Source organism: Aquaspirillum sp. LM1, from assembly GCF_002002905.1.
Taxonomy (GTDB): Bacteria; Pseudomonadota; Gammaproteobacteria; order Burkholderiales; family Aquaspirillaceae; genus Rivihabitans.
In genome coordinates this window covers 1,122,920-1,146,937 of the sequence record NZ_CP019509.1, presented here as the reverse complement: position 1 = coordinate 1,146,937, position 24,018 = coordinate 1,122,920, and the positions used below count along the sequence as shown (strand labels likewise).

General features: G+C 66.1%; 20 protein-coding genes. 3 read left to right on the top strand and 17 right to left on the bottom strand.

Going from position 1 to position 24,018, the window contains the following annotated elements:
- Nucleotides 1-20 precede the first annotated feature (20 nt).
- The 6 genes from BXU06_RS05010 to BXU06_RS04990 all read right to left on the bottom strand — a co-directional run bounded on the left by BXU06_RS05010 (nt 21) and on the right by BXU06_RS04990 (nt 7,523).
- On the bottom strand, nt 21-602 hold the full coding sequence (locus BXU06_RS05010; protein ID WP_077297407.1) for a hypothetical protein: 582 nt from the start codon (nt 600-602) through the stop codon (nt 21-23).
- Entirely contained in the window at nt 581-1,864 is a 1,284-nt protein-coding gene (locus tag BXU06_RS17820) for a Pls/PosA family non-ribosomal peptide synthetase (RefSeq protein WP_253189525.1), read from the bottom strand. Before BXU06_RS17820 ends, BXU06_RS05010 begins: the two co-directional genes overlap by 22 nt.
- 1,020 nt (nt 1,865-2,884) lie before the next feature.
- Complete coding sequence (locus BXU06_RS17815) at nt 2,885-4,177, bottom strand: AMP-binding protein (protein WP_216352541.1); 1,293 nt, start codon at nt 4,175-4,177, stop codon at nt 2,885-2,887.
- Nucleotides 4,178-4,402: 225 nt separating this feature from the next.
- Nucleotides 4,403-5,578, bottom strand: a complete 1,176-nt coding sequence (locus BXU06_RS05000; RefSeq protein ID WP_077297405.1) for a DUF1501 domain-containing protein — start codon at nt 5,576-5,578, stop codon at nt 4,403-4,405.
- Nucleotides 5,579-5,599: 21 nt separating this feature from the next.
- Nucleotides 5,600-6,775: an O-succinylhomoserine sulfhydrylase gene (locus tag BXU06_RS04995; protein ID WP_077297403.1), complete on the bottom strand. Its 1,176-nt coding sequence runs from the start codon at nt 6,773-6,775 to the stop codon at nt 5,600-5,602.
- A gap of 133 nt (nt 6,776-6,908) precedes the next feature.
- A complete protein-coding gene (locus tag BXU06_RS04990; protein ID WP_077297401.1) occupies nt 6,909-7,523 on the bottom strand; it encodes a LysE/ArgO family amino acid transporter in 615 nt (204 codons plus the stop codon).
- A 218-nt stretch (nt 7,524-7,741) separates the two neighbouring features.
- Here BXU06_RS04990 and BXU06_RS04985 point away from each other — a divergent pair, with 218 nt between their 5' ends.
- From BXU06_RS04985 to BXU06_RS04975, 3 genes are all read left to right on the top strand, one after another.
- The gene (locus BXU06_RS04985) at nt 7,742-10,213 is read left to right on the top strand and encodes a DNA translocase FtsK (protein WP_077297399.1); all 2,472 of its coding nucleotides are present in this window, start codon (nt 7,742-7,744) and stop codon (nt 10,211-10,213) included.
- Nucleotides 10,214-10,312: 99 nt separating this feature from the next.
- Nucleotides 10,313-11,401, top strand: coding sequence for a ferrochelatase (gene hemH, locus BXU06_RS04980; RefSeq protein WP_077297397.1), 1,089 nt, complete (start codon nt 10,313-10,315; stop codon nt 11,399-11,401).
- Between the two features lie 98 nt (nt 11,402-11,499).
- Nucleotides 11,500-11,715: a glycine zipper 2TM domain-containing protein gene (locus BXU06_RS04975; protein ID WP_077297395.1), complete on the top strand. Its 216-nt coding sequence runs from the start codon at nt 11,500-11,502 to the stop codon at nt 11,713-11,715.
- 156 nt (nt 11,716-11,871) lie between these two features.
- On the opposite strand, the gene BXU06_RS04970 is transcribed toward BXU06_RS04975, so the two are convergent.
- The 11 genes from BXU06_RS04970 to BXU06_RS04920 form a co-directional block, all read right to left on the bottom strand.
- Complete coding sequence (locus tag BXU06_RS04970; protein WP_077297393.1) at nt 11,872-12,474, bottom strand: CBS domain-containing protein; 603 nt, start codon at nt 12,472-12,474, stop codon at nt 11,872-11,874.
- 189 nt (nt 12,475-12,663) lie between these two features.
- Nucleotides 12,664-13,389 (bottom strand): TIGR01621 family pseudouridine synthase, encoded by a 726-nt coding sequence (locus BXU06_RS04965; protein WP_077297391.1) that lies wholly within the window; start codon nt 13,387-13,389, stop codon nt 12,664-12,666.
- Complete coding sequence (locus BXU06_RS04960) at nt 13,382-13,771, bottom strand: cupin domain-containing protein (protein ID WP_077297389.1); 390 nt, start codon at nt 13,769-13,771, stop codon at nt 13,382-13,384. Before BXU06_RS04960 ends, BXU06_RS04965 begins: the two co-directional genes overlap by 8 nt.
- Nucleotides 13,768-15,759: a bifunctional tRNA (5-methylaminomethyl-2-thiouridine)(34)-methyltransferase MnmD/FAD-dependent 5-carboxymethylaminomethyl-2-thiouridine(34) oxidoreductase MnmC gene (gene mnmC, locus BXU06_RS04955; RefSeq protein ID WP_077302664.1), complete on the bottom strand. Its 1,992-nt coding sequence runs from the start codon at nt 15,757-15,759 to the stop codon at nt 13,768-13,770. Before mnmC ends, BXU06_RS04960 begins: the two co-directional genes overlap by 4 nt.
- A 110-nt stretch (nt 15,760-15,869) precedes the next feature.
- A complete protein-coding gene (locus BXU06_RS04950) occupies nt 15,870-16,682 on the bottom strand; it encodes a crotonase/enoyl-CoA hydratase family protein (protein WP_077297387.1) in 813 nt (270 codons plus the stop codon).
- 64 nt (nt 16,683-16,746) lie between these two features.
- Nucleotides 16,747-17,355: a TetR/AcrR family transcriptional regulator gene (locus tag BXU06_RS04945; RefSeq protein ID WP_077297386.1), complete on the bottom strand. Its 609-nt coding sequence runs from the start codon at nt 17,353-17,355 to the stop codon at nt 16,747-16,749.
- 145 nt (nt 17,356-17,500) lie between these two features.
- The gene (locus BXU06_RS04940; RefSeq protein ID WP_077297384.1) at nt 17,501-18,607 is read right to left on the bottom strand and encodes an anhydro-N-acetylmuramic acid kinase; all 1,107 of its coding nucleotides are present in this window, start codon (nt 18,605-18,607) and stop codon (nt 17,501-17,503) included.
- Between the two features lie 131 nt (nt 18,608-18,738).
- Nucleotides 18,739-19,641, bottom strand: coding sequence for an NAD(P)-dependent oxidoreductase (locus BXU06_RS04935; protein ID WP_077302662.1), 903 nt, complete (start codon nt 19,639-19,641; stop codon nt 18,739-18,741).
- A 94-nt stretch (nt 19,642-19,735) separates the two neighbouring features.
- A complete protein-coding gene (locus tag BXU06_RS04930) occupies nt 19,736-20,548 on the bottom strand; it encodes a response regulator (RefSeq protein ID WP_077297382.1) in 813 nt (270 codons plus the stop codon).
- A 177-nt stretch (nt 20,549-20,725) separates the two neighbouring features.
- Nucleotides 20,726-22,495: a DEAD/DEAH box helicase gene (locus tag BXU06_RS04925; protein WP_077297380.1), complete on the bottom strand. Its 1,770-nt coding sequence runs from the start codon at nt 22,493-22,495 to the stop codon at nt 20,726-20,728.
- A gap of 324 nt (nt 22,496-22,819) precedes the next feature.
- The gene (locus tag BXU06_RS04920) at nt 22,820-23,977 is read right to left on the bottom strand and encodes a benzoate/H(+) symporter BenE family transporter (protein WP_150125103.1); all 1,158 of its coding nucleotides are present in this window, start codon (nt 23,975-23,977) and stop codon (nt 22,820-22,822) included.
- Between the last annotated feature and the right edge of the window lie 41 nt (nt 23,978-24,018).

The window sequence follows — 24,018 nt, the reverse complement described above, 5'->3', positions numbered from 1 at the left end:
CAGGTTGCCCCCGGTCGGGCTCAACCCCGGCACAAGGCCAGCCAGTGGACGGAGTCGGGCTGCCAGCAGCATGCGTGCAGGCCGGCGTGGCGGAGCGCGCGCTCGGCTGAATAGGCTTCCAGCCCCTGTTGCAGCGCCTTGCCACGCGCTTCCAGCCCAACCCACGCCGTGGCAAACCCGTCGGCCTGTTGTTCTGCCGGCAAGGCCAGTAGCCGGGTGGTTTCGGCATCTCCCAAAAACACCCGGCTGACGTCCGGCCAGTCATCCGCCACCGGCAGGGCCAGCAGATCGACCCCCACATACTGGCCGGCATGCACGGCAATCAGCGCCCGCTGGCGGCCATAGCTAACGCTCAGGCGCAGGTCGGGCCGCCGGGGACGCGGCCCGTGCGCCGACTCCTGCCAGCCATCGGCCAGGCAGGGCAGGGCATCCAGCTGATGACGCAGCCACTGGCTGGCCAGCGCCCGGCTCAATCCGGCACAGGACAGCCATACCAGCACGGTGTCGCCGGCCATCAGTTGTGCCGGCGCGGCCAGGGCGTTGCTCAGCCAGTGCAGCCCCGGTGGCTGGCCCATGGCGCTCATGCCGGCGGCGGCGTCCATGGCCGGGTGGGCGACCCGCTCCAGTGGCTATGCGCCGGAATCCGCTCGCCCTTCATCACCAGTGACAACGGCCCCAGCCGGGCACCGTCGCCCAGCTGGCTGTCGTACAGCACCGTGCTGCGTGAACCCAACACCACCCCTGCGCCCATCTGCACCTGGCCAATTTTCATCACCCGGTCTTCAAACAGATGCGTTTGCGGGCCGGACCAGGCATTGAGCACGCTGCCCGCACCAATTTCGACGCAGTCGTATTCGGTGATATCGGTGGTATCCATCACCACGCCACGGCCAATCCGGCACCCCAGCAGATTGAATGCCCAGGGCAAGAACGGCGTGCCCCGCAAAAAATTGACAAAATTGGGCACGGCAATCGATTCATACAGATTGGTCACCGCCTCGCTCAGCCAGACAAACGGCGTCCACATTGGCGCAGCGCGCGGCACATAGCGGCCAATCAGCAGCCATTTGGCCGCCAGCACCACGGCAAACGAACTCACCCCATACAGCAGGCCGGCCAGGCACAAGGCCCAGAGCGCCATGCCCCACTGGTCGCGTTCGGCGTAAGGCAGCACCTTGATCACCGTCAGGTAGCCGCTGGCAATAATCAGTGCCAGCGGCAGCACAATCCGCACCGCTTCCACCGTGCTGCGCCCGATCCGGCGCAGCCAGGACGGGTGAAAGGTCAGGGTGTCGGGAAAGCCGCTGGTCACTTCGCGTGCCGGTAGGTTGATGGGCGGCGAGCCCATCCAGGTTTCCCCCGGACGCACCCGGCCATTTTCTGGCACCCGCGATTGCACGCCAATCAGCACGTCTTCTGGCAGGTCGGTACCATCGGGCAGGTAGGCCCCATTGCCAACAAAGCTGCGGTGGCCAATCCGGGTGGGACGCAGGGTCATCCAGCCGCCGTCGATTTCTTCATCGCCCAGCATCACCGCGTCGGCAATAAAGGTATCGTCGCCCAGGGTCAGCATATCCGGCACCACGCCCATGGCTGTGGAAATTTCTGCGCCCCGACCAATTTTGGCCCCCAGAATCCGGTACCAGAACGGCGCATACACCGTGGCGTACAGGCCATGCAAGATCTGCAGGCTGGATTCCTGAATCTGGTTGGTCAGCCATTTGCGGTAATACACCCCACTGTGCACCGACCAGCACCCAGCCTGCAGGCGCGGCAAGGCCAGCCAGCGGATGGCTGCCGAGAGCAAAATGGGGTGGCCACCACCAGCACCCCGCTGGCCGGCAGGGCCAGCAGCGCGTACCACAAAAACGCCTGCCAGACGGGCAAACCCAGCTGGCCCAGATCCAGCTCATGCACATCCAGCCAGTCAATCAGGATAAAGCTGGGGAACACCGGCAGGAAAAACAGCGCCGCCACCGCCGCCGCCCCCAGCACATAGCCCACAGTGGCCAGCCACTGCCGTCCCCGGCCCAGCGCAGCCGGTGCTGGCGGGCGCTGGCGAATCGGGGCGGCGCTCTGGCGGGCGGGTGCCCCTTCCCAGCGCTGCCCGGCGGGCACCCGCTGGCCGGTGGACAAGGCCGACAGGCCGTCCAGATACGCGCCGGCTTCCAGGGTGACGCCGCCTTCCAGCACACTGTACGAACCCAGATAGCAGTCATCGGCCAGGGTGATGCTGTCCACCACCAGCGCGTCGGTTTCGATGCGGATATTTTCCAGATTGACCGATGAGCCCAGATTGACCCGCGCGCCGATGGTCAGCGTATCTGGCGCACGCAGCGAAATCGAGCCAATCAGCGTATCCGGGCCAATGCGCGCGCCCATGGCCCGCCAGTAGCTGGACAGCAAGGGCGAGCCATGCAGCAGATACACCGCTGGCACATCAGCCAGCCGGTCGGACAACCACCAGCGAAAGTAAGTCAGCCCCCACAGCGGGTAGCGCCCTGGGCGCAAACGGCCCAGCACCAGCCATTTGCCGGCAATGGCCACGGCAAAGCTCAGCACATGCGACAGAATAAACACCAGCAGGGAAACCAGCACTGCCAGGGCAATGCTGTCATCAGGGTCGCCGGTCAGGAAATGGTAGGTAAAAAATGGCGACAGCCATTGCAGCATGCGCAGGCTGATCAGCGGCGGCAGCATCACCGCCTGCGCCAGCCCGCACAGCGCGCGCCGCCAGCCATGGATGGGCTGTACCGGTGTTGTCTGGGCCGGGGTCGGGCGGGCCTGGTGTTGCGCGGCCAGTGCATCCATGGCGGCGGCCAGCGCCTGCAGGCTGCGCAGACGGTAGACATCCTGCACGGTCATGCCGGCATAGCGGGGATCGTCACGCAAGCCAGATACCAGCCGGGCCGCCAGCAGCGAGTGGCCGCCAAGGTCGTGGAAAAAATCCGCCGCCCGCTGAATGGGCTGACCGGGAAACAGGCGGCGCACGGCGGCAAACAGTACCGTTTCGCCCGGTGTAGCCGGGGTATCGTCGCCGCCCTCCACGCTGACGGCCTCTAGCGGCAAGGCGCGCAAGGCCTTGCGGTCGATCTTGCCCGACGTCAGGCGGGGCAGCACCGGCAAGGTGATGAACAGCGCCGGCACCATTTTCACCCACCGGCAGCAGTTGCATCTGGCTGTCCACCACCAGCAGGCCATAGTTGGGCAGGGGCTGGCCGATGGTGACCGGCTGGCCGGGCAGCAGGCGGGCCAGGCTGGCGGAGACGGTGGCTTCGGTCGGGCCGTAGGTATTGAACAAGGGCCGCTCGGGCGTGGCCCAGCGGTCGACCAGCGCCTGCGGGCACATTTCCCCGCCCAGATTAATGATACGCAGATTGGGCACATCCTGCGGAAACAACGCCAGCAGGGTAGGCACGGCATGCAGCACGGTGATCTGCTCGCGAATCAGCGCCTGCGACAGCGCGTCGGGGTCGCTCACCAGGCATTTTGGCGCAATCCACAGCGCGGCCCCCACCAGATAGCTGATCCAGATCTCTTCAAACGACATGTCAAACGCCAGGGAAAACCCCTGGTACACCTTGTCGTCGCCACGCACACCCAGCACGCTGTTTTCGCTGCGCAGAAAGTGGCAAATGCTGCCATGGCTGACGGCAATTCCCTTGGGTACGCCCGTGGAGCCCGAGGTGTAAATCACATAGGCCGGATGCTCCGGGCGCAACCCTTCACGCTGGCGCAGCGGTCCGTCCACCGGCTGTTGCAGTGCACTGGCCGACCAGGCGGGAACCGGGCTGGCGGCCAATGCTGGCAAGGCGTCGGCGCTGCACACCAGGCCAATCGCCTGGGCATCGTTCAGGCACACCTGAATGCGCTCCAGCGGGGTATCGGCGTCAAACGGCAGCCAGGCGGCACCCGTCAGGGTAATCGCCGCCTGCATCACCAGCGCCTCTGCGCCGCGCGGCATCCACAAGCCAATATGCTGGCCTGGCGCTGCGCCGCATGCCATCAGGTGATGGGCGGCCAGTTGCGCCTGGGCCAGCAATTGCGCATAACTGAGGCACTGCTCACCCCAGTACAGCGCCGGGCAATCCGGCTGGCGGGCAACGGTAGCTTCCAGCACATCGGGCAGGCCAATGTCGGTCAGAAAATCCGGGCGGGAAGGGCCATGCAGAATCATCAGAAAAACATCCAGAAATGAAGCCACCCTCCCGGCAATATGGTCCGGGGAAACGCTTCAGGGATGGCACGCGTGATGAGATGGCGCATCGTCACTGCGATGCGCCGAAGGCACAGGTTCTAGGCGACCTGCTGTGTCGGAATTAACGGCTGAAGCGGGATTTGGTTGACGGAGCCGGGCTGGACAGCACATCCGGAGGGGATTTCAGCCGGGAGAAACCCCGCGTCAGAGTGTCCAGGCCACCCTGGGCCGGCCTGGAAACACGCTGTCCAGCGCCCGCTCAGACAGGCCAAAGCTGGCGCGGGCGGTTTCTGCCAGCAGGCTGCGCCAGTCAAGCAGCACCGGCAGATCGCGACCTTCAAACAGCGCAGCGGGCTGCAAACCGGGAAAGTCGCCCAGCATGCGCGGGCGGCCCAGCCCGCCGCCGGCCAGCAAGGCCAGGCCGCCATGGCCGTGGTCGGTGCCGGCGCTGCTGTTTTCCTGCACGGTGCGGCCAAACTCGCTCATCACCACCAGCCGGGTTCGCGCCCACTCTTCCTGGCCCAGGCTGTCCTTGAGTGCCTGGATGCCCAAGGACAATTGGCGCAGCAGCCCGGCCAGCGTCGTGGCCTGGGCTGCGTGGCTATCCATGCCGCCCAGGTCGATGAACGACAGCGCCCAGTCGGGCTGCTGGCGCAGCAGCAGGCCCATTTGCCGGGCCAGCGCCGGCCAGCCGCTTAACGGGGCCGCGCCGCGTGCAGCCTGGTCTGGATCACGGCTATCCAGCACGCGCTGGATGTCCAGCGCCTGCTGCAGCATCACGCCACTGGGCAGATGGGCGTGTGCCTGGAGAATGGCGTCGAGCGCCGGCCCCTTGTTCAGGCGCATACCGGATTGACTGAGTGGAATGTGCATGGGTAGCGATGCGCTGCCGCTCAGGCACAAGGGGAAGCCGGCGCTGAAGCTGGCGGCGGGCCGGCCCGCCAGCGCGCTGGCCAGCCGGGCCATGAAACCGCTGGCGGCCATGATCTGGCCGTTCCCCAGCTCGAACACATCCTGCGACTGGAAATGGCTGCGACTGACATCCGGTGTGCCGGCGGTCGGGCAAAACAGCAGTTCACCGGCCTGATACAAGGCGGCCAGCTCGGGCAGCGCCGGGTGGGCAACAAAACCGCTGCCGGACAGCGGCAGGCCCTGGGTCAGCGCCAGGCGGGACAGGGTGGGGCGCGCGCTGGTCCAGCGTGGATCGGCGCTGGGCGAAAAGGCAAACAGGCCATCCAGCCCGCCGCGCAGCAGCACCACCAGCATGCGTCCTTCGCCCTGGCTGGCCGGGCTGGCCCAGCTGCGTGCCGCCAGCGCGAAGGGGGCCAGCGCCAGTGCGCCAATCAGCTGGCGGCGAGGGTGATTGACTAAAGAGGGCATCGGGCGCTGAGCTGCGGGCAATCAGCCTTCCAGCCCGCGCGCCAGATCGGCCTGCACATCGGCAGGGTGTTCCAGCCCCACCGCCACCCGCACCAGGCCTTCGACAATCCCGGCTTTTTCCCGCACTTCCGGTGCCACGCGGCCATGCGTGGTGGTGGCCGGGTGGGTGATGGTGGTTTTCACATCGCCCAGGTTGGCGGTGATTGACACCAGCTGGGTGGAATCAATCAGCTTCCACGCCGCTTCGCGCCCGCCCTTGACGATAAAGCTCACCACCGCGCCGCCGGCGCTTTGCTGGCGCATGGCCAGGGCGTGCTGCGGGTGGCTTTCCAGGCCGGGGTAGTACACTTTTTCGATGGCCGGGTGGGTTTCCAGCCAGCGGGCCAGTTGCAGGGCGTTGGCGCACTGGCGCTCCATGCGCACAAACAGGGTTTCCAGCCCGGACAACAGCACCCAGGCGTTAAATGCCGACAGGGTGGGGCCGGCGCTGCGCACAAACAGATACAGCTTTTCCAGCAGTTCATGGCTGCCCACCACGGCACCGCCCAGCACGCGGCCCTGGCCGTCGATGTATTTGGTGGCGGAGTGAATCACCAGATCGGCGCCCAGGGTCAACGGCTTTTGCAGCGCCGGCGAGCAGAAGCAGTTGTCCACCGCCAGCAGCGCACCGCAGCCATGGGCGATATCGGCCACGGCGCGGATGTCGATGATTTCGGTCAGCGGGTTGGACGGGGTTTCCAGGTAAAACAGCTTGGTATTGGGCTGGATGGCAGCCTGCCAGGCGGCCAGGTCGGTGGCGGGCACAAACGTCACCTCAATGCCAAACCGGGTCAGGATGGTGGACAGCAACTGAACGGTGGCACCAAACAGGCTTTGCGAAGCCACGATATGGTCGCCCGCCGACAGATAAGCCTGCACCACGCCATGAATGGCGGCCATGCCGCTGGCGGTGGCTACCGCCCGCTCGCCTTCTTCCAGCGCCGCCAGCCGGGCCTGGAAGGCGCTGACGGTGGGGTTGGTAAAGCGCGAGTAGGTGTAGCCGGGGATTTCCCCGGAAAACAGTTTGGCCGCTTCGGCAGCCGAGGCGGATTTGAAGCTGGAAGTCAGAAACAGCGCCTGGCTGTGTTCCTGATAATCCGAGGTTTCCTTGCCGGCGCGGATGGCAAGGGTTTCCGGGTGCAACGGGGCGTGGCTCATGGTTCGGGCTTTCTGGCGTCAAGTCTGGCGAGCATACCGCCGGCAGCCGGCCGCGCCAAACACCTTTTGGGAATAAGTTCATGCAGCGTCTGGCGCACAAGCCAGCGCGCTGACGCGTGCTGGCTATGGTGGCTCAGGCAAAGTGGGTGAGCAAATGCCAGGCGGTGGCGCACATCACCACGCCCACCACGCTGTCGAGCACCCGCCAGCTGGCCGGGCGGGCAAACAGCGGGGCCAGCTTGCCCGCCAGAAAGCCAATGCTGGCAAACCACAGCACGGCAGCGCTGACACAGCCCAGCCAGTACGCCCACAGCGCCTCGCCAAACCGGCTGGACACCGTGCCCATCAGCACCACGGTGTCCAGATAGACATAAGGATTGAGCAGGGTGAACGCCAGCGTGGTGAGAATCGCCCCGCGCCGGGTGGTTTGCACCGTGCCACGGGTGTCCAGCGCGCCGGGCCGCCACGCCGCCCAGAACGCCCGCAGGCCATACAGCGCCAGAAACCCGGCCCCACCCCAGGTGGCCCACTGCACCCAGTGTGGCGAGCGGCTGAGGGTTTGCCCCAGCCCGACCACCCCCAGGGTGATCAACAGGATGTCACAGGCAATGCATACCGCCACCACCGTACCACTATGCGCCCTGGCAATGCCCTGCTTGAGCACAAAAGCGTTTTGCGGGCCAATGGCCACCAGTAAACCCAGCCCCACCGACAGGCCGGCACCATACGCTGCTGCACTGAATGCCATGTCTGGCGCTCCTGATGCGAAATGAAAGTTTGGCCAGCCAGTGTAGCCAGCTCGCGGTGGCAATGCAGCCGCGTGGGGCAAAACCCGACCGAGAATGTCGCGCTTTGGCATATCTGGCCTGTTCAGCGCGGGATATTGTGGCTTTGCCTGCAGTAACACCCGCGCAGCTGCAGCATTCCTCGCTATAATCGGCTCGATTCCGAACCCAAACGCGTGTCATGCGAATTCTGAGAAAACGAAAACCCGCAGTGGTGCGCAACGACGCGCCCGCCCTGCCGCCCAAACTGGCCAAGCTGCTGCACCAGGCCGGCTGGCTGCTGGCGTTGGCCTGCACGCTGTTTCTGCTGGTGGCGCTGGCGAGCTATTCGCCTGACGACAACTCCTGGTCGCACAGCGCCGACTTGCCTGCCCCGCATAACTGGGCCGGGGCGGCGGGCGCGTGGCTGGCCGACTTGCTGCTGTTTGTGTTTGGCCTGTCGGCCTGGTGGCTGGCGGCGCTGGCCGGGCTGATCACCTGGTGTGTCTACCGTGACGACGACCGCCTGTCGCTCAGCCTGGATCTGCCTGGGCTGATGGCCTACGGCGGCTTTACCCTGCTGCTGCTGTGCAGCGCGGCATTTGAGGCCATCCGTTTGTATAGCCTGGAGGTGGCGCTGCCGCTGTCGGCGGGCGGGATTCTGGGCGGCATGCTGGGCCAGCAGCTGGAGCAGTTGCTCGGGTTTACCGGTGCCACCGTGCTGCTGATGGCGGGCATGGTGGCTGGCCTGGCCCTGTGCATCCAGATGTCGTGGCTGGACGCCATGGAAGCCATTGGCGGCGGCCTGGAAGACGCCTGGCTGGCGCTGCGCCGCCAAGTGGTGGGCGACGATGAGGATTTATCCAGCGAACGCCCCGCCGCCCGCGCCGAACCGGACAGGGCCGCCGCTGAGGCACCCGCCAGACCAGACGCACCCGACACCCCTGAGGCGGGCGACAGCAGCGCCCCTGCCATGCCCACGCCCCCCCATGCCGCCGATGACGCCGTGCTGACCCCGGATGGCCGGATTGAACCGGGCATGCACGACGACCCGGCGCATGAGCCGCCGGTGCTGGACATGATGGAAGACAACGCCCAGCCAGAGGCGGCTGAAGCCGCACAGGCCGACGCCCCTGCGCCAGCCAGCGAGCCCACCCCGCCGCCGCGCCGCAACCCGCTGGCCCCGCCCCGGCTCTACCTGCCCGACCCGATTCTGCCGCCGATCAAGCTGCTGAGCGCCGCGCCGGCAAGCTCGCCATCGCTTAGCGCCGAAGCACGGGACAGCACCGCGCGGCTGATTGAAAGCAAGCTGGCCGAATTTGGCGCGCCCGTCAATGTCGTGGCTGCCTGCCCCGGCCCGGTGGTCACCCGCTACGAGCTGGCACCAGCCGCAGGGGTGAAAGGCGCGCAGGTGGTCAGCCTGAGCAAGGACCTGGCCAGGGCGCTGGCCACCCCTTCGGTGCGCGTGCTGGAAACCCTGCCCGGCAAAACCTGCATGGGGCTGGAACTGCCCAATCCACAGCGGCGCACCGTGTATGTATCCGAAGTGATTGCCTCGCCGGCGTATCAGTCCAGCCCGTCGCGGCTGAGCCTGGCGCTGGGCCTGGATATTGCCGGCCAGCCCATGGTGGTGGACCTGGCGCGCATGCCGCATGTGCTGGTGGCGGGGGCCACTGGCTCGGGCAAGTCGGTGGCGCTGAACGCCATGCTGGTCTCGCTGCTGTACAAGGCCGCGCCAGAAGAAGTGCGTTTGCTGCTGATTGATCCAAAAATGCTGGAACTGTCGGCCTATCAGGATATTCCGCACCTGCTGGCACCGGTGATTACCGACATGGGCCAGGCCGCCCACGCGCTGGCCTGGTGTGTCAGCGAAATGGAGCGCCGCTACCGGCTGCTGTCGGCCATGGGCGTGCGCAATCTGGCCGCCTACAACCAGAAACTGCGCGACGCCGACAGCCGCGACGAGCGGATTGCCGATCCGTTTGCCGACCCGGATGACCCCCAGCCGCTGGACCTGATGCCCGCCATCGTGGTGGTGGTGGACGAGCTGGCCAATCTGATGCTGACCACCGGCAAGAAAGTGGAAGAACTGATTGCCCGGCTGGCGCAAAAAGCCCGCGCTGCCGGCATTCATCTGGTGCTGGCCACCCAGCGCCCGACGGTGGACGTGATTACCGGCCTGATCAAGGCCAATATCCCAACGCGGATTGCCTTTGAAGTGGCGTCCAAGATCGACAGCCGCACCATTCTTGACCAGATGGGCGCAGAAACCCTGCTGGGCCAGGGCGATATGCTATACAAGCCCTCCGGCACCGACTATCCGCTGCGCGTGCATGGCGCGTGGGTCAGCGATGGCGATGTGCAGCAGGTGGTGGATTTTCTGCGCCGCACCGGTCGCCCCGACTACGTGGAAGGCCTGCTCGACGGCCATCCGTCGGTGGGCCTGCCGCGTTCGCGCCGTGCCGCGCTGCCAGACAGCATGCTCGACCCGCTGTACGACGAGGCAGTCACCCTGGTGCGGCAAAGTGACAAAGCCTCGGTCACCCATCTGCAGCGCGAGCTGCAAGTGGGCTACAACCGCGCCATCCGGCTGATGGAAAGCCTGGAGCAAACCGGCGTGGTGTCCGCCGCAGACAGCAGCGGCAACCGCAGCGTGCTGCTCAGCCTGGATTGACCGTGTAGCCTTTCTTCCCAACTGGCGGCCAGCCGGCGGGAACGCTATCGGCCATCCCGGTTCCAAGCCCGTCTCCCCTGTTCACGAAAGCCGTTAACCATGCCTGATTTTTTGCCTGAACCGAGTTTCCGTCACGATGCCCCGGCGCGTGTGGGCGTGCTGCTGCTGAATCTGGGCACCCCGGCGGCCCCCACGGCGGGTGCCTTGCGCCCCTACCTGAAGCAGTTTTTATCCGACCGGCGGGTGGTGGAGCTGCCGCGCTGGCTGTGGGCGCTGATTCTGAACGGGGTGATCCTAAATGTCCGCCCGCGCAAGTCGGCAGAAAAATACGCCTCCATCTGGACACCGGACGGCTCGCCGCTGCTGGTCAATACCCGCCAGCAGACCGAAGCCCTGGCCGCCCGGCTGGCGCAGGACGGCCAGGCCGGCGTGGTGGTGGATTTTGCCATGCGTTACGGCCAGCCTTCGGTGGAGAGCGTGATTGGCCGGCTGCGCGCCCAGGGCGTGGACCAGCTGCTGGTGATTCCGCTTTACCCGCAATACGCCGCGTCCAGCAGCGGCAGCGCGCTGGATGCGGTGTTTGCCACGCTGATGCAGCTGCGCAATATGCCCGAGCTGCGCACCGTGCGGCATTTTCATGACCACCCGGCCTATATTGCCGCGCTGGCCAGCCAGGTGCGCGCACACTGGCAACGCCATGGCCGGGGCGACAAGCTGCTGATGAGCTTTCATGGCGTGCCGCGCTATACCCTGGACAAGGGCGACCCCTACCCGTGCGAATGCCACAAGACTGGCCGCCTGCTGGCCGAAGCACTCGGGCTGAGTCAGGCCGACTATGTGGTGTGCTTTCAGTCGCGCTTTGGCCGCACCGAGTGGGTGAAGCCGTACACCAGCGACGTGCTGCGCGAACTGGGCCGGCAGAAGGTGGGCAAGCTGGACGTGATCTGCCCTGGTTTTATCGCCGACTGCCTGGAAACCCTGGAAGAAATTGCCATGGAAGGCAAGGAAACCTTTTTGACCGCCGGCGGCGGTGAATACCGCTATCTCCCCTGCCTGAACGCCAGCCCGGTGTGGGTTGACGCCCTGGCCCAGATCAGCCGCGAGCAACTGGCCGGCTGGCTGACACCAAAGGCCGAAGACCTGCCAGCGCGCAGAACCCGCGCACTGGCAATGGGCGCGCGTGCCTGAGTAAAGCCTGTTTTTGTTCACGGGAACGTTGCCGGCCAGTGCGGTCTCTATATCAGGAGATGTGCCCCCGAGCAGACCATGGAATCAAGGAGAAAAAAATGATCCGTCAATTGAGTATCGGCCTGATGGCCGTATTGCTGGCAAGCAGCCTGGGCGCCTGCGCCGACATGAACAAGCGTCAGCGCAATACCGCAATTGGCGCGGCGGTGGGCGGCGTGGCCGGGTCGGTGCTGACTGGTGGCAGCACGGTGGGCACCGTGGGCGGGGCTGTGGTGGGCGGGGTGATTGGCAACCAGACCACGCCAAAGAAATAAACCGCGCCGGTCAGGGCGGGCTGGGCTGAGTCTGGGCCGCCTGCCCGGTTTCAGCGCCAATGAATCAGGCCCGGCGTGCCGGGCCTGATTCATTGGCTTGCGCAACAGGCGCTGGAGGCTGGTGCGCGTCTGAAGGGGGCACCGCGTCCAGCCGGCTCAGGCCGGGTGAGTCAGGCGCTGCTGGATTTCCGAGAAGGTTTGCGGCACGCGGATGAAGTTCAGCGAAACGCCCAGCCGGCGGGCAATATGCGAGGTGGAAAACAGCCCGCACAACTCGTGATGGCCGCTGTGGGCATTATGCTCGACTACCAGCGCATGTTGACGGCCCAGCTGTTTCATCGTGGCAATCAGCTGGCCCACCTTGGCGTGGCTGACATCCTTGAGCATCAGCGTGTCCAGTTCGGCGCGCGGGGTCATTACCTCGCGCACCAGCAGTTCGCTGTGGCGTTTGCCATCCTGGTGGATGCGCTGCATGGGCCGTTCGCCAAGCACGTCGGTGGCGGTGACCAGGCCGGTCAGGTGGCCTTCGTCGTCGGTGATGAACAGCAGGCGGATGGCGCGGCTGACCATCAGCGCATGGGCGGCGTCCAGCGTGGCGTCTTCGATGATGCTGACCGGATCGAGCACGCGCAGGTCGGTCATCACCTCCAGCGCACAGCTGTCGTGGGTTACCGGGCGACCAGGGCGGTCTTCCAGGTGCAGCAGATCGGTGTTGGCGGGCAGCGGGGTGGTGGGCAGGGGATGAAACAGGGCGTCCATTTTGAATCTCCTCACTTTGTGGCCTTATCGCCGGCCAGGCTGGCGGCGTGGCTGTTATGGGGGATCTTACCCGCGTTGGGGGGATCCTGATTCGATTCTAGCAGCCCACCCCGGCGAATCCAATCCAACTCACCCGGCAATTCATGCCGATTTGCGCCAGCGCAAAAAAATGCCGATTGAATGAGGTGATTACGTCTGTGGCGCGTCACCGGGGGGGCGGGCCGGGGTGGCCAAGGGCAGGGTTTTGCCCTGCGCCACACTGTCGGCCAGCAGCGCCGCCATCTGCGCCTGACAACCCGGCTCGGTAAACAAGGCCCCCCGGCTGGGCAGCCGCTGGTAGCACCAGCGCTGTCCCTCCAGTGGAAACTCCAGCAATGCCGCGTGCAGATAGCCACGGTCGCTAGCTTGTCCGGCAGGTGCATACAGCGGATCGCCCAGAATCGGCACGCCCAGGCTTTTCAGCGCCACCCGCAGCTGGTGGGTGCGGCCAGTATAGGGGCGCAGCAGATACAGGCGCAGGCCGGGGGCCAGGCTGCAGCTGTCAAACCAGGTGATGGCCGGATTGTGCTGGCTATGCAGCAGCTTCCAGCCGCCACGACGCGATTTGTCCATATCGCCCTTCACCCAGCCCTGTTTTTTGCTGGGTTTGCCCGGTGCAATGGCCAGATACAGCTTGCCCACCTCGCCCGCCTGCCAGGCGCGGCCCAGTTCGGCGGCGGTGGCGGGGTCGCGGGCAAACAGCAGCAGGCCGGATGTCATGGCGTCCAGCCGGTGCACCGGGTACAGCGCACTCAGCCCGGTATGGGCGCGGATGGCGTCCAGCAGGCCATGCTCGGCCTGTTCACGATGAAAAGACACATCCGGATGCTTGTCGATCACCAGCCAGCGTGGGGTCAGCGCAATCAGGTCAAACATCGTCGGCTCCAGTGGCGGTTGCATCCACCAGCTCGGTGTCGTCGTGGGCGTAGGCCGGGGCGCAGCAGCACAGCAGCACCAGCGCATCAGGGCCGGGGTTGTCCAGCCAGTGGACGCAGCCGGGGGGAATCAGCGCGGTATCGCCGGCTTGCAGCCAGTGGCGCTGGCCATCGCGGTGCAGCCAGCCATGGCCGTGGGTGACGTGATACAGCTCCTCGCTGCGCCGATGGCGGTGGGCCAGGGTCTGGCAGCCGGCGGGCAAACGGGCTTCGGCCAGGCTTTGCGCCTGGTTGCCGTGCACCGATGGGTGCATCAGCTCGCGGATTTCCGAGCCATCCTTGGTCAGGTAGGCGCTCTGTTTGGCGTAGTGGCTCAGCGTCATGGGCGGAGCTCCGGGGCATGGCGGCGTTTTTGTGCGCGCAGTAAAAAGCGGTTGGGGTGCAGGGCCTCCAGCAGCGGGCCGGGCAGCGGGGCTGGGTCGCCGTGCAGGGCGGCAGCCAGCGTTTCGCCGGCCAGCGGCGCGGTGATCAGCCCGCGTGAGCCATGCGCCAGCGACACATACAGCCCCGGCCACCACGGCGCAGCCGGGCCTGGCTGGCGCGGGCCGCAGCGTTCTGGCGTGGGGTAGTGCTGGGCAAATTGCTCGGCCTGCGCCACCGGGCCTACCAGCGGCAGGTAGTCTGGGGTGGTGGCGCGCCAGCCAGAACGGCCGCCCAGCTGCGCCGGCGTTAACGCCGCACCGCCCAGCCGCGCCCAGCCGTCGGCGGTGAGCGTGGCCAGTTTTCCCAGGTTTTCCTGATGTTCTTCGGTGGTCACCGCCAGTTCAGTCTGCTTGAAGCGGAAGGTGGCCCCAAAGCAGTGCTGGCCCAGCCGGGCCGGTGAAATATACGATTCGCCGCACAACACCGCACGCAGGGCCTGGCTGGCCGGGGTGGCGGCAGCGTGCGACACCTGGCCGCGAATCGGGTTCAGCGGCAGGTGCGCCAGTTGGGCAAACCGGGCGGCGTGATGGGCGGTGGCCACCACCACCACCGGGCTGCGCCACTGGCGGCCATCGCGGGCGTGGGCCAGCCAGTGCTGGCCATCGTGGCTAAGGGTGTCGATGGTGCAGCCCAGTTCCACGCTGATGCCTGGCGTGGCGGCCAGTTGCCGCACCCAGGCCGGTGGATGCACCCAGCCCCCCTGCCCCAGCCACAGCCCGCCGTGGTCGAGCGTCAGCCCGGTCAGGGCGCTGGCCTGTTCGGCGCTGACGGCGTGCAGCACCTCGGCGGGCAGACCCAGCGCGGCCAGGCCGGCGTGGCGCTGCTGCTCGTCGGCGTCAAAGCCCAGCTGGACAATACCGCAGGCGTCCCACGCCTCGCCGCGCGGCAGGCCGTGGTGCAGCTGGCGCAGGCTGTAGGCGTAGCCAGACAGCAATAGCCGGGTCAGCGGGGTGAGGTGTGGCGACAGCTTGGTGTGCAACACGCCCTGAGCGTTGCCGGAAGCGCCGTCGGCCAACTGTGCCTGCTGCTCCAGCACGGTGACTTGCCAGCCGCGCCGTGCCAGGCTGGCCGCCGCCGCCGCACCGGAAATCCCGCCGCCAATCACCAGCGCCCGTTGCTCGCCAACATGCGCCGGCCAGGCATACCACGGCGGCTGCCAGGCGCAGGCCGGTTCGCCCTGCCAATTGCCGCACAACATATGCCATTTATAGCGAAACCCGCGCGCACGGCGCACGCTGAAGCCGGCCTCGGCCAGCCCACGCTTGACCACGCCCGCCGAGGTAAAGGTGGCAAAGCTGGCCCCTGGTGCCGACAGTCGCGCCAGCTGGGCAAACAGCGCGGGCGACCATAATTCCGGGTTGCACGCCGGGGCAAAGCCATCCAGAAACCAGGCATCCACCTGGCTGCTGGCCCGATCCAGCTGCGGCAGGGTGTCCAGCGCGTCGCCCACCAGCAGGGTCAGGGTGACGCGGTCGGCGTCAAAATGAAAGCGGTGCCAGCCCGGCGGCAGCACGGCGTACTGCGCCTGCAATTGGTGGGCCAGCTCGGCCAGCTCTGGCCACAAGGCCAGCGCCTGCGCCAGCTCGGCAGGGGCCAATGGGTATTTTTCTGTGCTGATGAAATGCAGCCGTGCCTGCGCCGGAGCGTGCTGACGCCACAGCTGCCAGGCGCAGAGAAAATTCAGCCCGGTGCCAAAGCCGGTTTCGCCAATCACAAAGCGTCCGCCTTGCGGCAACGCCGCCCAGCGCTCGGCCAGGTGGTTATGTTGCAGAAACACATGGCGGCTTTCGTCCATGCCGCTGTGGCGGGAAAAATAGCGGTCACCAAAGCGGGTGGACAGCGGCTGGCCATCTTGCCAGTCAAGCAGGGGAGAAGCAGAGGAGGTCATGCGGGCGCGGGGCGGGGTCAGACAGAAAGGCGTGATGATAAACCGGCTGGCGGGTGCTGTGTCGGGGGATGGCATCTGTCGCCGCCCCCTCGACCGGTTGTGGGCGCTGCTTAATCGGCAAATTGCGCCGGGGTTTTACTCATGCTGGCCATCACCGCCTGCTGGATATCCGCCGACAGCAGCATGGCGGCGTTCCAGTTGGCCACATATTCCAGGCTGTCGGCCACGCTGTGGTCGCGGCTGTAGTTGAGCACCTGCTTGGTGCCGCGCACCGCCAGCGGCGATTTGCCGGCAATCTCGGCGGCCACCTGGCGGGCATGCGCCAGCAACGCCTCCGGCGTATCCAGCACCCGGTTGACCAGCCGCAGCGCGGCAGCTTCGGCAGCGTCCACCCGGCGGCCAGTCAGGCATAGCTCGCGTGCCACGCCTTCGCCCACAATGCGCGGCAGCCGTTGCAGGGTGCCCACATCGGCGGTCATGCCCATGTCGATTTCACGCACGGCAAAATAGGCGTCGGCGCTGGCAAAGCGGATGTCGGCGGCGGTGATCAGGTCGATGGCACCGCCGACACAGGCACCGTGAATGGCGGCAATCACCGGCTTGCGGCAGTGTTCCAGGCTGGAAATATCCCCCTGCAGCTGCAGGATCAGCCGGCGCAGCGCTTCACGCTTGCGGCCTTCGCAGTCGTTCTGGATGGTTTGCTGGATATTCATCAGCATGGCCAGATCAATCCCCGCGCAAAAATTCTTGCCCGCGCCGCTGAGGATCACCACCCGCACTTCCGGTGTGTCGTCAGCCCAGCGCAGCGCGTCGTGCAGCGCCTGCCACATGTCGGCGTCAAAGGCGTTGGATTTGTCCGGGCGGTTCAGCGTCAGCTGGGCAATGCCATCGGCCAGTTCGGTGCGCACAGAGGGATGGGTCACGACAATCTCCTGGGTAAACGGGAAAAACCGGCGGGACTGCGCCCCGCCAGACACGGATCGGGGCTCAGGCGTCAGTGGGCGCGTTAAGCAGTGCGCGCAGCTGGGTCTTGATCTGCAGCAGGATGTCCGGGTCCAGCCGGGCCAGCTGCAAGGCCCCCTGCAACGCGGCAAACATCACCGCCGCCATGGCCTGCGGCGTGCCGGCAAACTGCAGTTCTCCCCGCGCCTGGCCTTCGCGCAGAATCTGCACGGCCCAGTCGCGCATTTCCGCCACAAACGCAGCGGCTTCTGTCTGCATGTCTTCCGGCAGCACATGGTATTCGGCGCTGAGAATCCCGCTGGGGCAGATTTGCTGGTCCTGGTCGTAGTAGCGGGTGGACAGGGCAAAGTAGGCTTCCAGCTGGGCCACGCTGGACAAGCCGGCCTGAGCGTCGACAAAGCGCTGGAAGCGGCGGCGATAGCGCTGGATCACCGCTACGCCCAGATGATTTTTTTTGGGATAGTGGTAGTGAATCGCCGCGTTTTTCACCCCCAGGCTGGAGGAAATATGCTGGTAGCTGAAGGCATTGAAGCCACGGGTCAGCAGCAGTGTCTCGGCCATGTCGAGAATGCGTTTTTTGGTGTCTTGCCGGGCGTCATCCGGCTGGGGGGAAGCGGCATCGGGAGCAGTCATGCCGGCAATTTACTTATTGGTAGGTAAGTTGTCAAATCTGGCAGCGGCCAGCACAAGGCGCGCACGGACTGGCAGAGCGCCCGACGGGCCGGGCAGCGTGCCACGGGTCGGGACATTCAGCGTCAGACCGCCGTGCGCATGGCTTTCAGCGCGGATACAGCGCCCCCAATACCCGTTCCCCTTGCGCGCCGGTGACCGCCGGCACATTGCCTGGCTGGCGCAGGCAGTACTGGCGGGCCAGCCAGGCAAAGGCCAGTGCTTCCACCTGCATGGCCGGAATACCCAGTGCATCGGTGGTGGCCACGGCGCAATCCGGCAGCGCGGCGGCCAGTTCGGCCATCAGCAGCGGATTCAGCGCGCCGCCGCCGCATACATACAAGGCCCGCGTGGCCGGCGCATGCTGGCGCACGGCATCGGCTACACTGTGCACGGTCAGCGCCAGCAGGGTGCGCTGCACGTCGGCAGCGGCCAGGCCAGGATAAGCGGCCAGGCGAGGCTGGAGCCAGTCCAGCGAGAACAGGTCGCGCCCGGTGCTTTTGGGCGGGGGGCAGGCAAAGTACGGTTCGGTCAGCAGCTCGGCCAGCAAGGCTGGCAGACACTGGCCGCTGGCCGCCCATTCGCCATTGGCGTCAAAGCGCTGGCCGGGCCGATGCTGGCCAATCCAGGCGTCCAGCAGCATATTGCCCGGCCCAGTGTCAAAACCCATCACCGGCAAGGCCGGGTCGAGCCGGGTCAGGTTGCCGATGCCACCCAGATTGAGCACTGCCCGCGCCTGGGTCGGGTGGGCAAACCAGGCCTGATGGGCGGCAGGCACCAGCGGCGCACCCTGTCCGCCGGCAGCCAGATCGCGGCGACGGAAGTCGCCGATGGTGTCCACCCCGGTCAGTTCGGCCAGCAGGGCCAGGTCGCCCAGCTGAATCGTGTAGCCGGCGTGCGGCGCATGGCGCACGGTCTGGCCGTGACAGCCCAGCGCGGCCACTTGGTTGGCGCTGACCCCGGCTGCCGCCAGGGTGGCGTGGACTGCCTGGGCGTACAGCTGCGCCAGCTCACGCCCCAGCCGGGCGGCACGGTCCAGCTCGTTGTCACCACGCGGTTGCAGCGCCAGCACGGCGCTGCGCAGGCTATCCGGATAGGGCAGACTGACGCAGGCCAGCACCGTGGGGCGGGCGCTGGCAAAGTCGGCCAGCACGGCGTCCACGCCATCCAGGCTGGTGCCGGACATCAGGCCAAGGTAGAGGGAAGAGGCGGTCATGGTCAAAACCGGGAAAAAACAGAACAGCGCCCAGTGTAGCGGATGGGCATGCCCCTCAGGGCAATGTTTGCCCCTGCCATCCCATTCACGGAATGAATGCCATGCCTGAGCGCCGTAGCAAGCCTTGGTGTTCAGGCTGGGGCGGTGCTGTCGATGCTCGAGTGAAACAAGCCAATCACACTGCTCAAATCCGCCTGCCCATGTCCGCGTGTGGCGTGCAGCCGCATCAACTGGTCGGCCAGCGCGGCCAGCGGGCTGGCGCTGTCGGTCTCCCGTGCCAGTTTCACGGCATTGTCCAGGTCTTTGAGCAAGGTGGCCACTTTCCACTGCACCGGTTCATGCTGGCGGGTGGCCATGCGCGGGGCGAGGATTTGCATCGGCAGCGAGTCGGCAAAGCCGCCGGCCAGCGCCGGGGCGAGCAGGCTGGCGTCTACGCCACCGCGTTCGGCCAGTGCCACGGCTTCGGCAATCAGCAGGCTGTTGGCGGCGACAATCAATTGATTGCACACCTTGGTGACCTGGCCACAGCCCACCGGGCCCATACAGGTCAGCCGCTGGCTCAGCGCCGCCAGCGGCGCACGCAGGCGCTCGATGTCGGCGGGCTCGCCGCCAGCCATGATCACCAACCGGCCTTGCTCGGCACCGACCACGCCACCGGAAACCGGCGCGTCCACCCAGCGTGCGCCGCATTGGGTGGCCAGGCGCTGGGCAAACAGGCGGGTGGCGGCGGGTTCGATGCTGGAAAAATCCACCACCAGTGTGTCCGCCGCCAAGTGGACGGCCAAGCCGTCGGCGGCAAACATCACCTGCTCGACAGCGGCGGTGTCAGACAGGCACAGGCAGACGATATCTGCCCCAGCCGCCAGTTCGGCCAGGCTGGCGGCCTGGCGTGCGCCAGCGGCCAGCAGCGGGGCGGTTTTGTCGGGGTTGCGGTTCCAGACGGTCAGCGGGTAGCCGGCGGCCAGCAGGCGGCGACACATCGGCAGGCCCATCAGGCCAATGCCGGCAAAGGCGATGCGCAGGGGGTGGCTCATGGGGTTTGGCTCACAATAGCGCGGCGCGCCCGTCACCGGGCGCGCCGCAATCAGATCATCCAAGTCCAGACAATCCAGGTCAATACAGGGCCAATCAGCAGCGGCTGGGCTCGACAAAGAAATTGCGCAGCAGCTTGCGGATCAGTTCCACTTCAAAGGGTTTGTCACAGATGGCCGACACGCCGGCCTGTTCGATGGCGGCCAGCCGGCCTTCGTCGTGCTCGGACGACACCATCAGAATGGGCACCGACGGCTGCATGCTGTGCTGGCGCACGTATTCCACCAGCTGTTTGCCGTCCATTTCCGGCATGTTGTAGTCGGTGACCACCAGGTCAAACAGCGTGGTGTCCAGCAGCGGCACGGCTTCCTGGCCGTTGATGGCTTCGCTGATGCGCTCAAAGCCGATGCGTTGCAGCACGCCGCGAATATGGTTGCGCGCGGTCAGGCTGTCGTCCACCAGCAAGACGCTGAGTTCGGCTACGTCCAGCACGCTGGAGTCCATGCGGTTTTCGTGGGCGTTGAGGAATTCAACGGTGTTGTTCAGCGCATGCGACAGCTGCTCGCCGGTAAACGGCTTGGGCAGGATGGCCAGGGTGCCGGCCTGGCGGATCGGGTCGAGGTAGGAGCGCTTGGTTTCGCTGGACACCAGCAAAAACGGGGTTTCGCGCATGCGCGGGTTATCGCGCATGCGATACACCAGGTCGGTGCCGGTCATGTCGGGCAGGTAAAGCGCGCTGATCACCACATCGGGCGGCACTGGGCTGGCCAGCAGGTCCAGCGTGGCCTGGCCGCTTTCGGTGATTTGCAGGTTATCGATGCCAAGCGTACTCAGCATGTGCTTGATGATGCTGGCCTGCACCGAAGAGGGCTCGGCCAGACAGATATTCAGGTATTCACGTTCCAGCATGGCAGCTTCCGGCAGGTGAGAGGGGCGGTTTGGATAGCCGAAGACATTAGCATGCCTGCGCCGGCTTGTGCAGAGGGTGGGCATAAAAAAACCAGGGCACCCCGGATAAGGGTGCCCTGGTTTCGGGCTTGGCGTCAGCCTGCCAGCGGCAAGCCTGGCGGCTTGCGCTCAGGCAGATCAGTCGCGGTAAGCCGGATAGCGGTCGCGACGGGCACCGTGGCCACCTTCACGCACCGGACGGCGCTGGCCGTCGGCGCTCTGGCCACCGGGGCGACGATCGCCGCCAGGGCTGGCCGGGCGACGGTCACCGCTGAAGCTGCGCGGTTCGCTGTGCTGACCATGGCGCGGCGGGCGACCACCGGCATTGGCAAACGGGTTGTGGTTGGAGTTGTCCAGCGGCTGACGGCCTTCACCGCGCGGCTCGCTGCGAGCTTGACCTTCGGCACGCGGGGCGTGCGGCGCGGCATGCGGGGCACCTGCCGGGCGCGGGCTGCGCTCGTGGCGACCGGCGTAACCGCCACGGTCCTGATGACGGTCACCAAAGTGGCCACGGTTGGCCGGAGCGCGGTCAGCGTGCGGGTGTTCGCCATGGCTGTGGCTGCGCTCGCTGCGGTCGCCAAAGCTGCGTTCGCCGCTGGTGGTGGCCACGGCGCGGTCGCCAAACGAACGGTCGCCGCCAAAGCCACGGTCACCGTGCGACTTGCCCTTGCCGCCCCAGCTGCTGCCCGGACGCTTGCCACCGCCATGCGGACGGCCATTGCCGCCGCCGCTGCCCGGCTTGCGTTCGTTCGGACGGAAACGGCCTTCCATGCCTTCCACTTCATGCACGCGGATCTTGTGGCTGGTGAAGCGTTCGATGCGGCGCAGCGGCATCACGTCGTCACGGCCTACCAGGGCAATGGCGGTGCCGGTGGCACCAGCACGACCGGTACGGCCAATGCGGTGCACGTAGTCTTCGGCAAAGCGCGGCAGGTCGAAGTTGAACACATGGCTGATGCCGGCCACGTCGATGCCACGGGCGGCCACGTCGGTGGCCACCAGCAGGTCGAATTCGCCACGGCGCAGCTGGGTCAGCGTGCGGGTGCGTTCGCGTTGCGGCATGTCGCCATGCAGGGCAGCGGCGCGCAGGCCTTCCACGCACAGTTCGTCGGCCAGTTCTTCGGTGTCACGCTTGGTGGCGGTGAAGATGATGGCCTGCTTGATGCCTTCCTGAGCCAGGAAGTGCTTCAGCAGCCGTTTCTTGTGGCCCAGGTCATCCACATAGCACATCATCTGGTCGATCTGCTCATGACGGGCGGTCTGCGCGGCAACTTCGATGGTGGCCGGGTCATTGAGCAGTTCGTTGGCAAACGAACGCACATTGTGGGTGGTGGTGGCGGTGAAGAATGCGGTCTGGCGCTGTTTCGGCAGCTGGTTGGCAATCGCCAGCACGTCGTCGGAGAAGCCCATGTCCAGCATGCGGTCGGCTTCGTCGAGGATCAGCATTTCCAGACGGGAGAAGTCAATGCGGCGGGCATTGACGTGGTCGATCAGACGGCCAGGGGTAGCCACCAGAATTTCGTGCGGCTTGGCCAGCAGGTCGTTCTGGATGCGGTAGGACACGCCGCCCACCACGCAAACGGTTTTGATGCGCGGCAGACCCTTGGAAAAGGTTTCTGCGGCGCGGGCCACTTGCTGAGCCAGCTCGCGGGTGGGGGTGAGCACCAGAACGCGGGCACCACGGCCCTTGGTGTTTTCGGTCGATTGCGCCAGGCGATGCAACGCCGGCAGCAGGAAGGCAGCGGTTTTGCCGGTGCCAGTTTGTGCCGACCCGATCAGATCACGTCCTTGCAGCAGCAGCGGAATGGTTTGTTCCTGCACCGGGGTCGGTGTGGTCAGCTGGTTTTGGGTCAAGGTGGAAACGATACGGGCGTCGAGGCCGAGCGCCTCGAAAGCAGATTGCGACAAGGGAACTTCCTTTGTATGGATACGAGGTCAATGGAGCTCGGCAGGGCAGGCGTCAAACTAGCAGGCAGCAAGACGGCGGCGGCATGTCATGAACATCGAATGCCAACCGTAAGGTGGTCGATCACAGCAACAGGATCGACAGAGGGTCGGAGAGACGATGAACCACCAGATCGAATCTGGAGGCAAGGCCGAGCGGCAATCCGTCAGTATCTGATAAACCGTACTGAAAAGCAAGGCTTAATTCTGAATCAGTGTCACAGGCCTGTCACACCGGGGCGTCGCCCGGCATTGGCGACACCCCGGTCACGCCGCGAGCCCGGTGCCTCACCGGCTGCGCTGTTGCAGCCAGGCGGTCAGCCCGCCCAGCAGCAGGCCCCAGAAGGCGCTGCCAATGCCAAACAATGACATTCCCGACGCGGTCACCACAAAGGTCATCAGCGCCGCGTCGCGCTCTGCCGGGTGTTCCAGTGCGGCAGCCAGGCCATTGCCAATCGTCCCCAATAGCGCCAGGCCAGCGATGGTGACAATCAGTGCCTGCGGCAGTGCAGTAAACAGCCCGACCACCGTGGCACCGAGCAGGCCGGTGCCCAGATAGAAAATCCCCGCCCAGATCGACGCCCGATAGCGCTGGGCCGGATCAGGGTCGGCGTCCGGGCTCATGCAGATGGCGGCAGTAATGGCAGCCAGGTTAAACGAAAACCCGCCAAACGGTGCCAGCAGCACCCCGGCCGCGCCAGTCCAGCCCACCAGTGGTGATACCGGCAGGGTGTAGCCATTGGCGCGCAGCACCGCCACGCCGGGCACGTTTTGTGACGCCAGGGTGACCACAAACAGCGGCAGCCCCACGCCAATCAGCGCGGTCCAGGAAAAACTGGGGGCCATCCACACCGGCTGGGCCAGCGATACCGTCAGCGCCTCGGTGTGAATCAGCCCCTGCCCCGCCGCCACCGCCAGGCCCAGCAGCAGGGTCAGCGGCACGGCAAAACGCGGAACCCAGCGGCGCAGCAGCAAAAAGCCCAGCAGCATGCTGCCCACCAGCCAGGGCTGGCTGGGCAATGCGGTGAACGTGCCCAGACCAAAACGCAGCAACACCCCGGCCAGCATGGCGGCAGCCATGGCCTTGGGTACCCAGCGCATCAGCGTGTCAAACCAGCCGGTGATGCCGCACAGCAGCGCCAGCGCCGAGGCAAACAGGAACGCCCCCACCGCCTCGCCCATCGACAGCCCGGCCAGCGCGGTGACCAGCAGCGCCGCGCCGGGGGTGGACCAGGCGGTGAGCACTGGCATTTTATGCCACCACGACAGGCCCAGGCTGGTAAGCCCCATGCCCACGCCCAGCGCCCACAGCCACGAACTGGTTTGCGCCGGGGTGGCCCCGGCGGCGGTGGCCGCCTGGAAAATGATGGCCGCCGAACTGGTGTAGCCCACCAGCACGGCAATCAGGCCGGCAGACAAATGGGATGGATTGAAATAACGGCGCATGGCGGCTCCTGGCGGGCACAGTGGGTGCAAGGCCCTGGCAA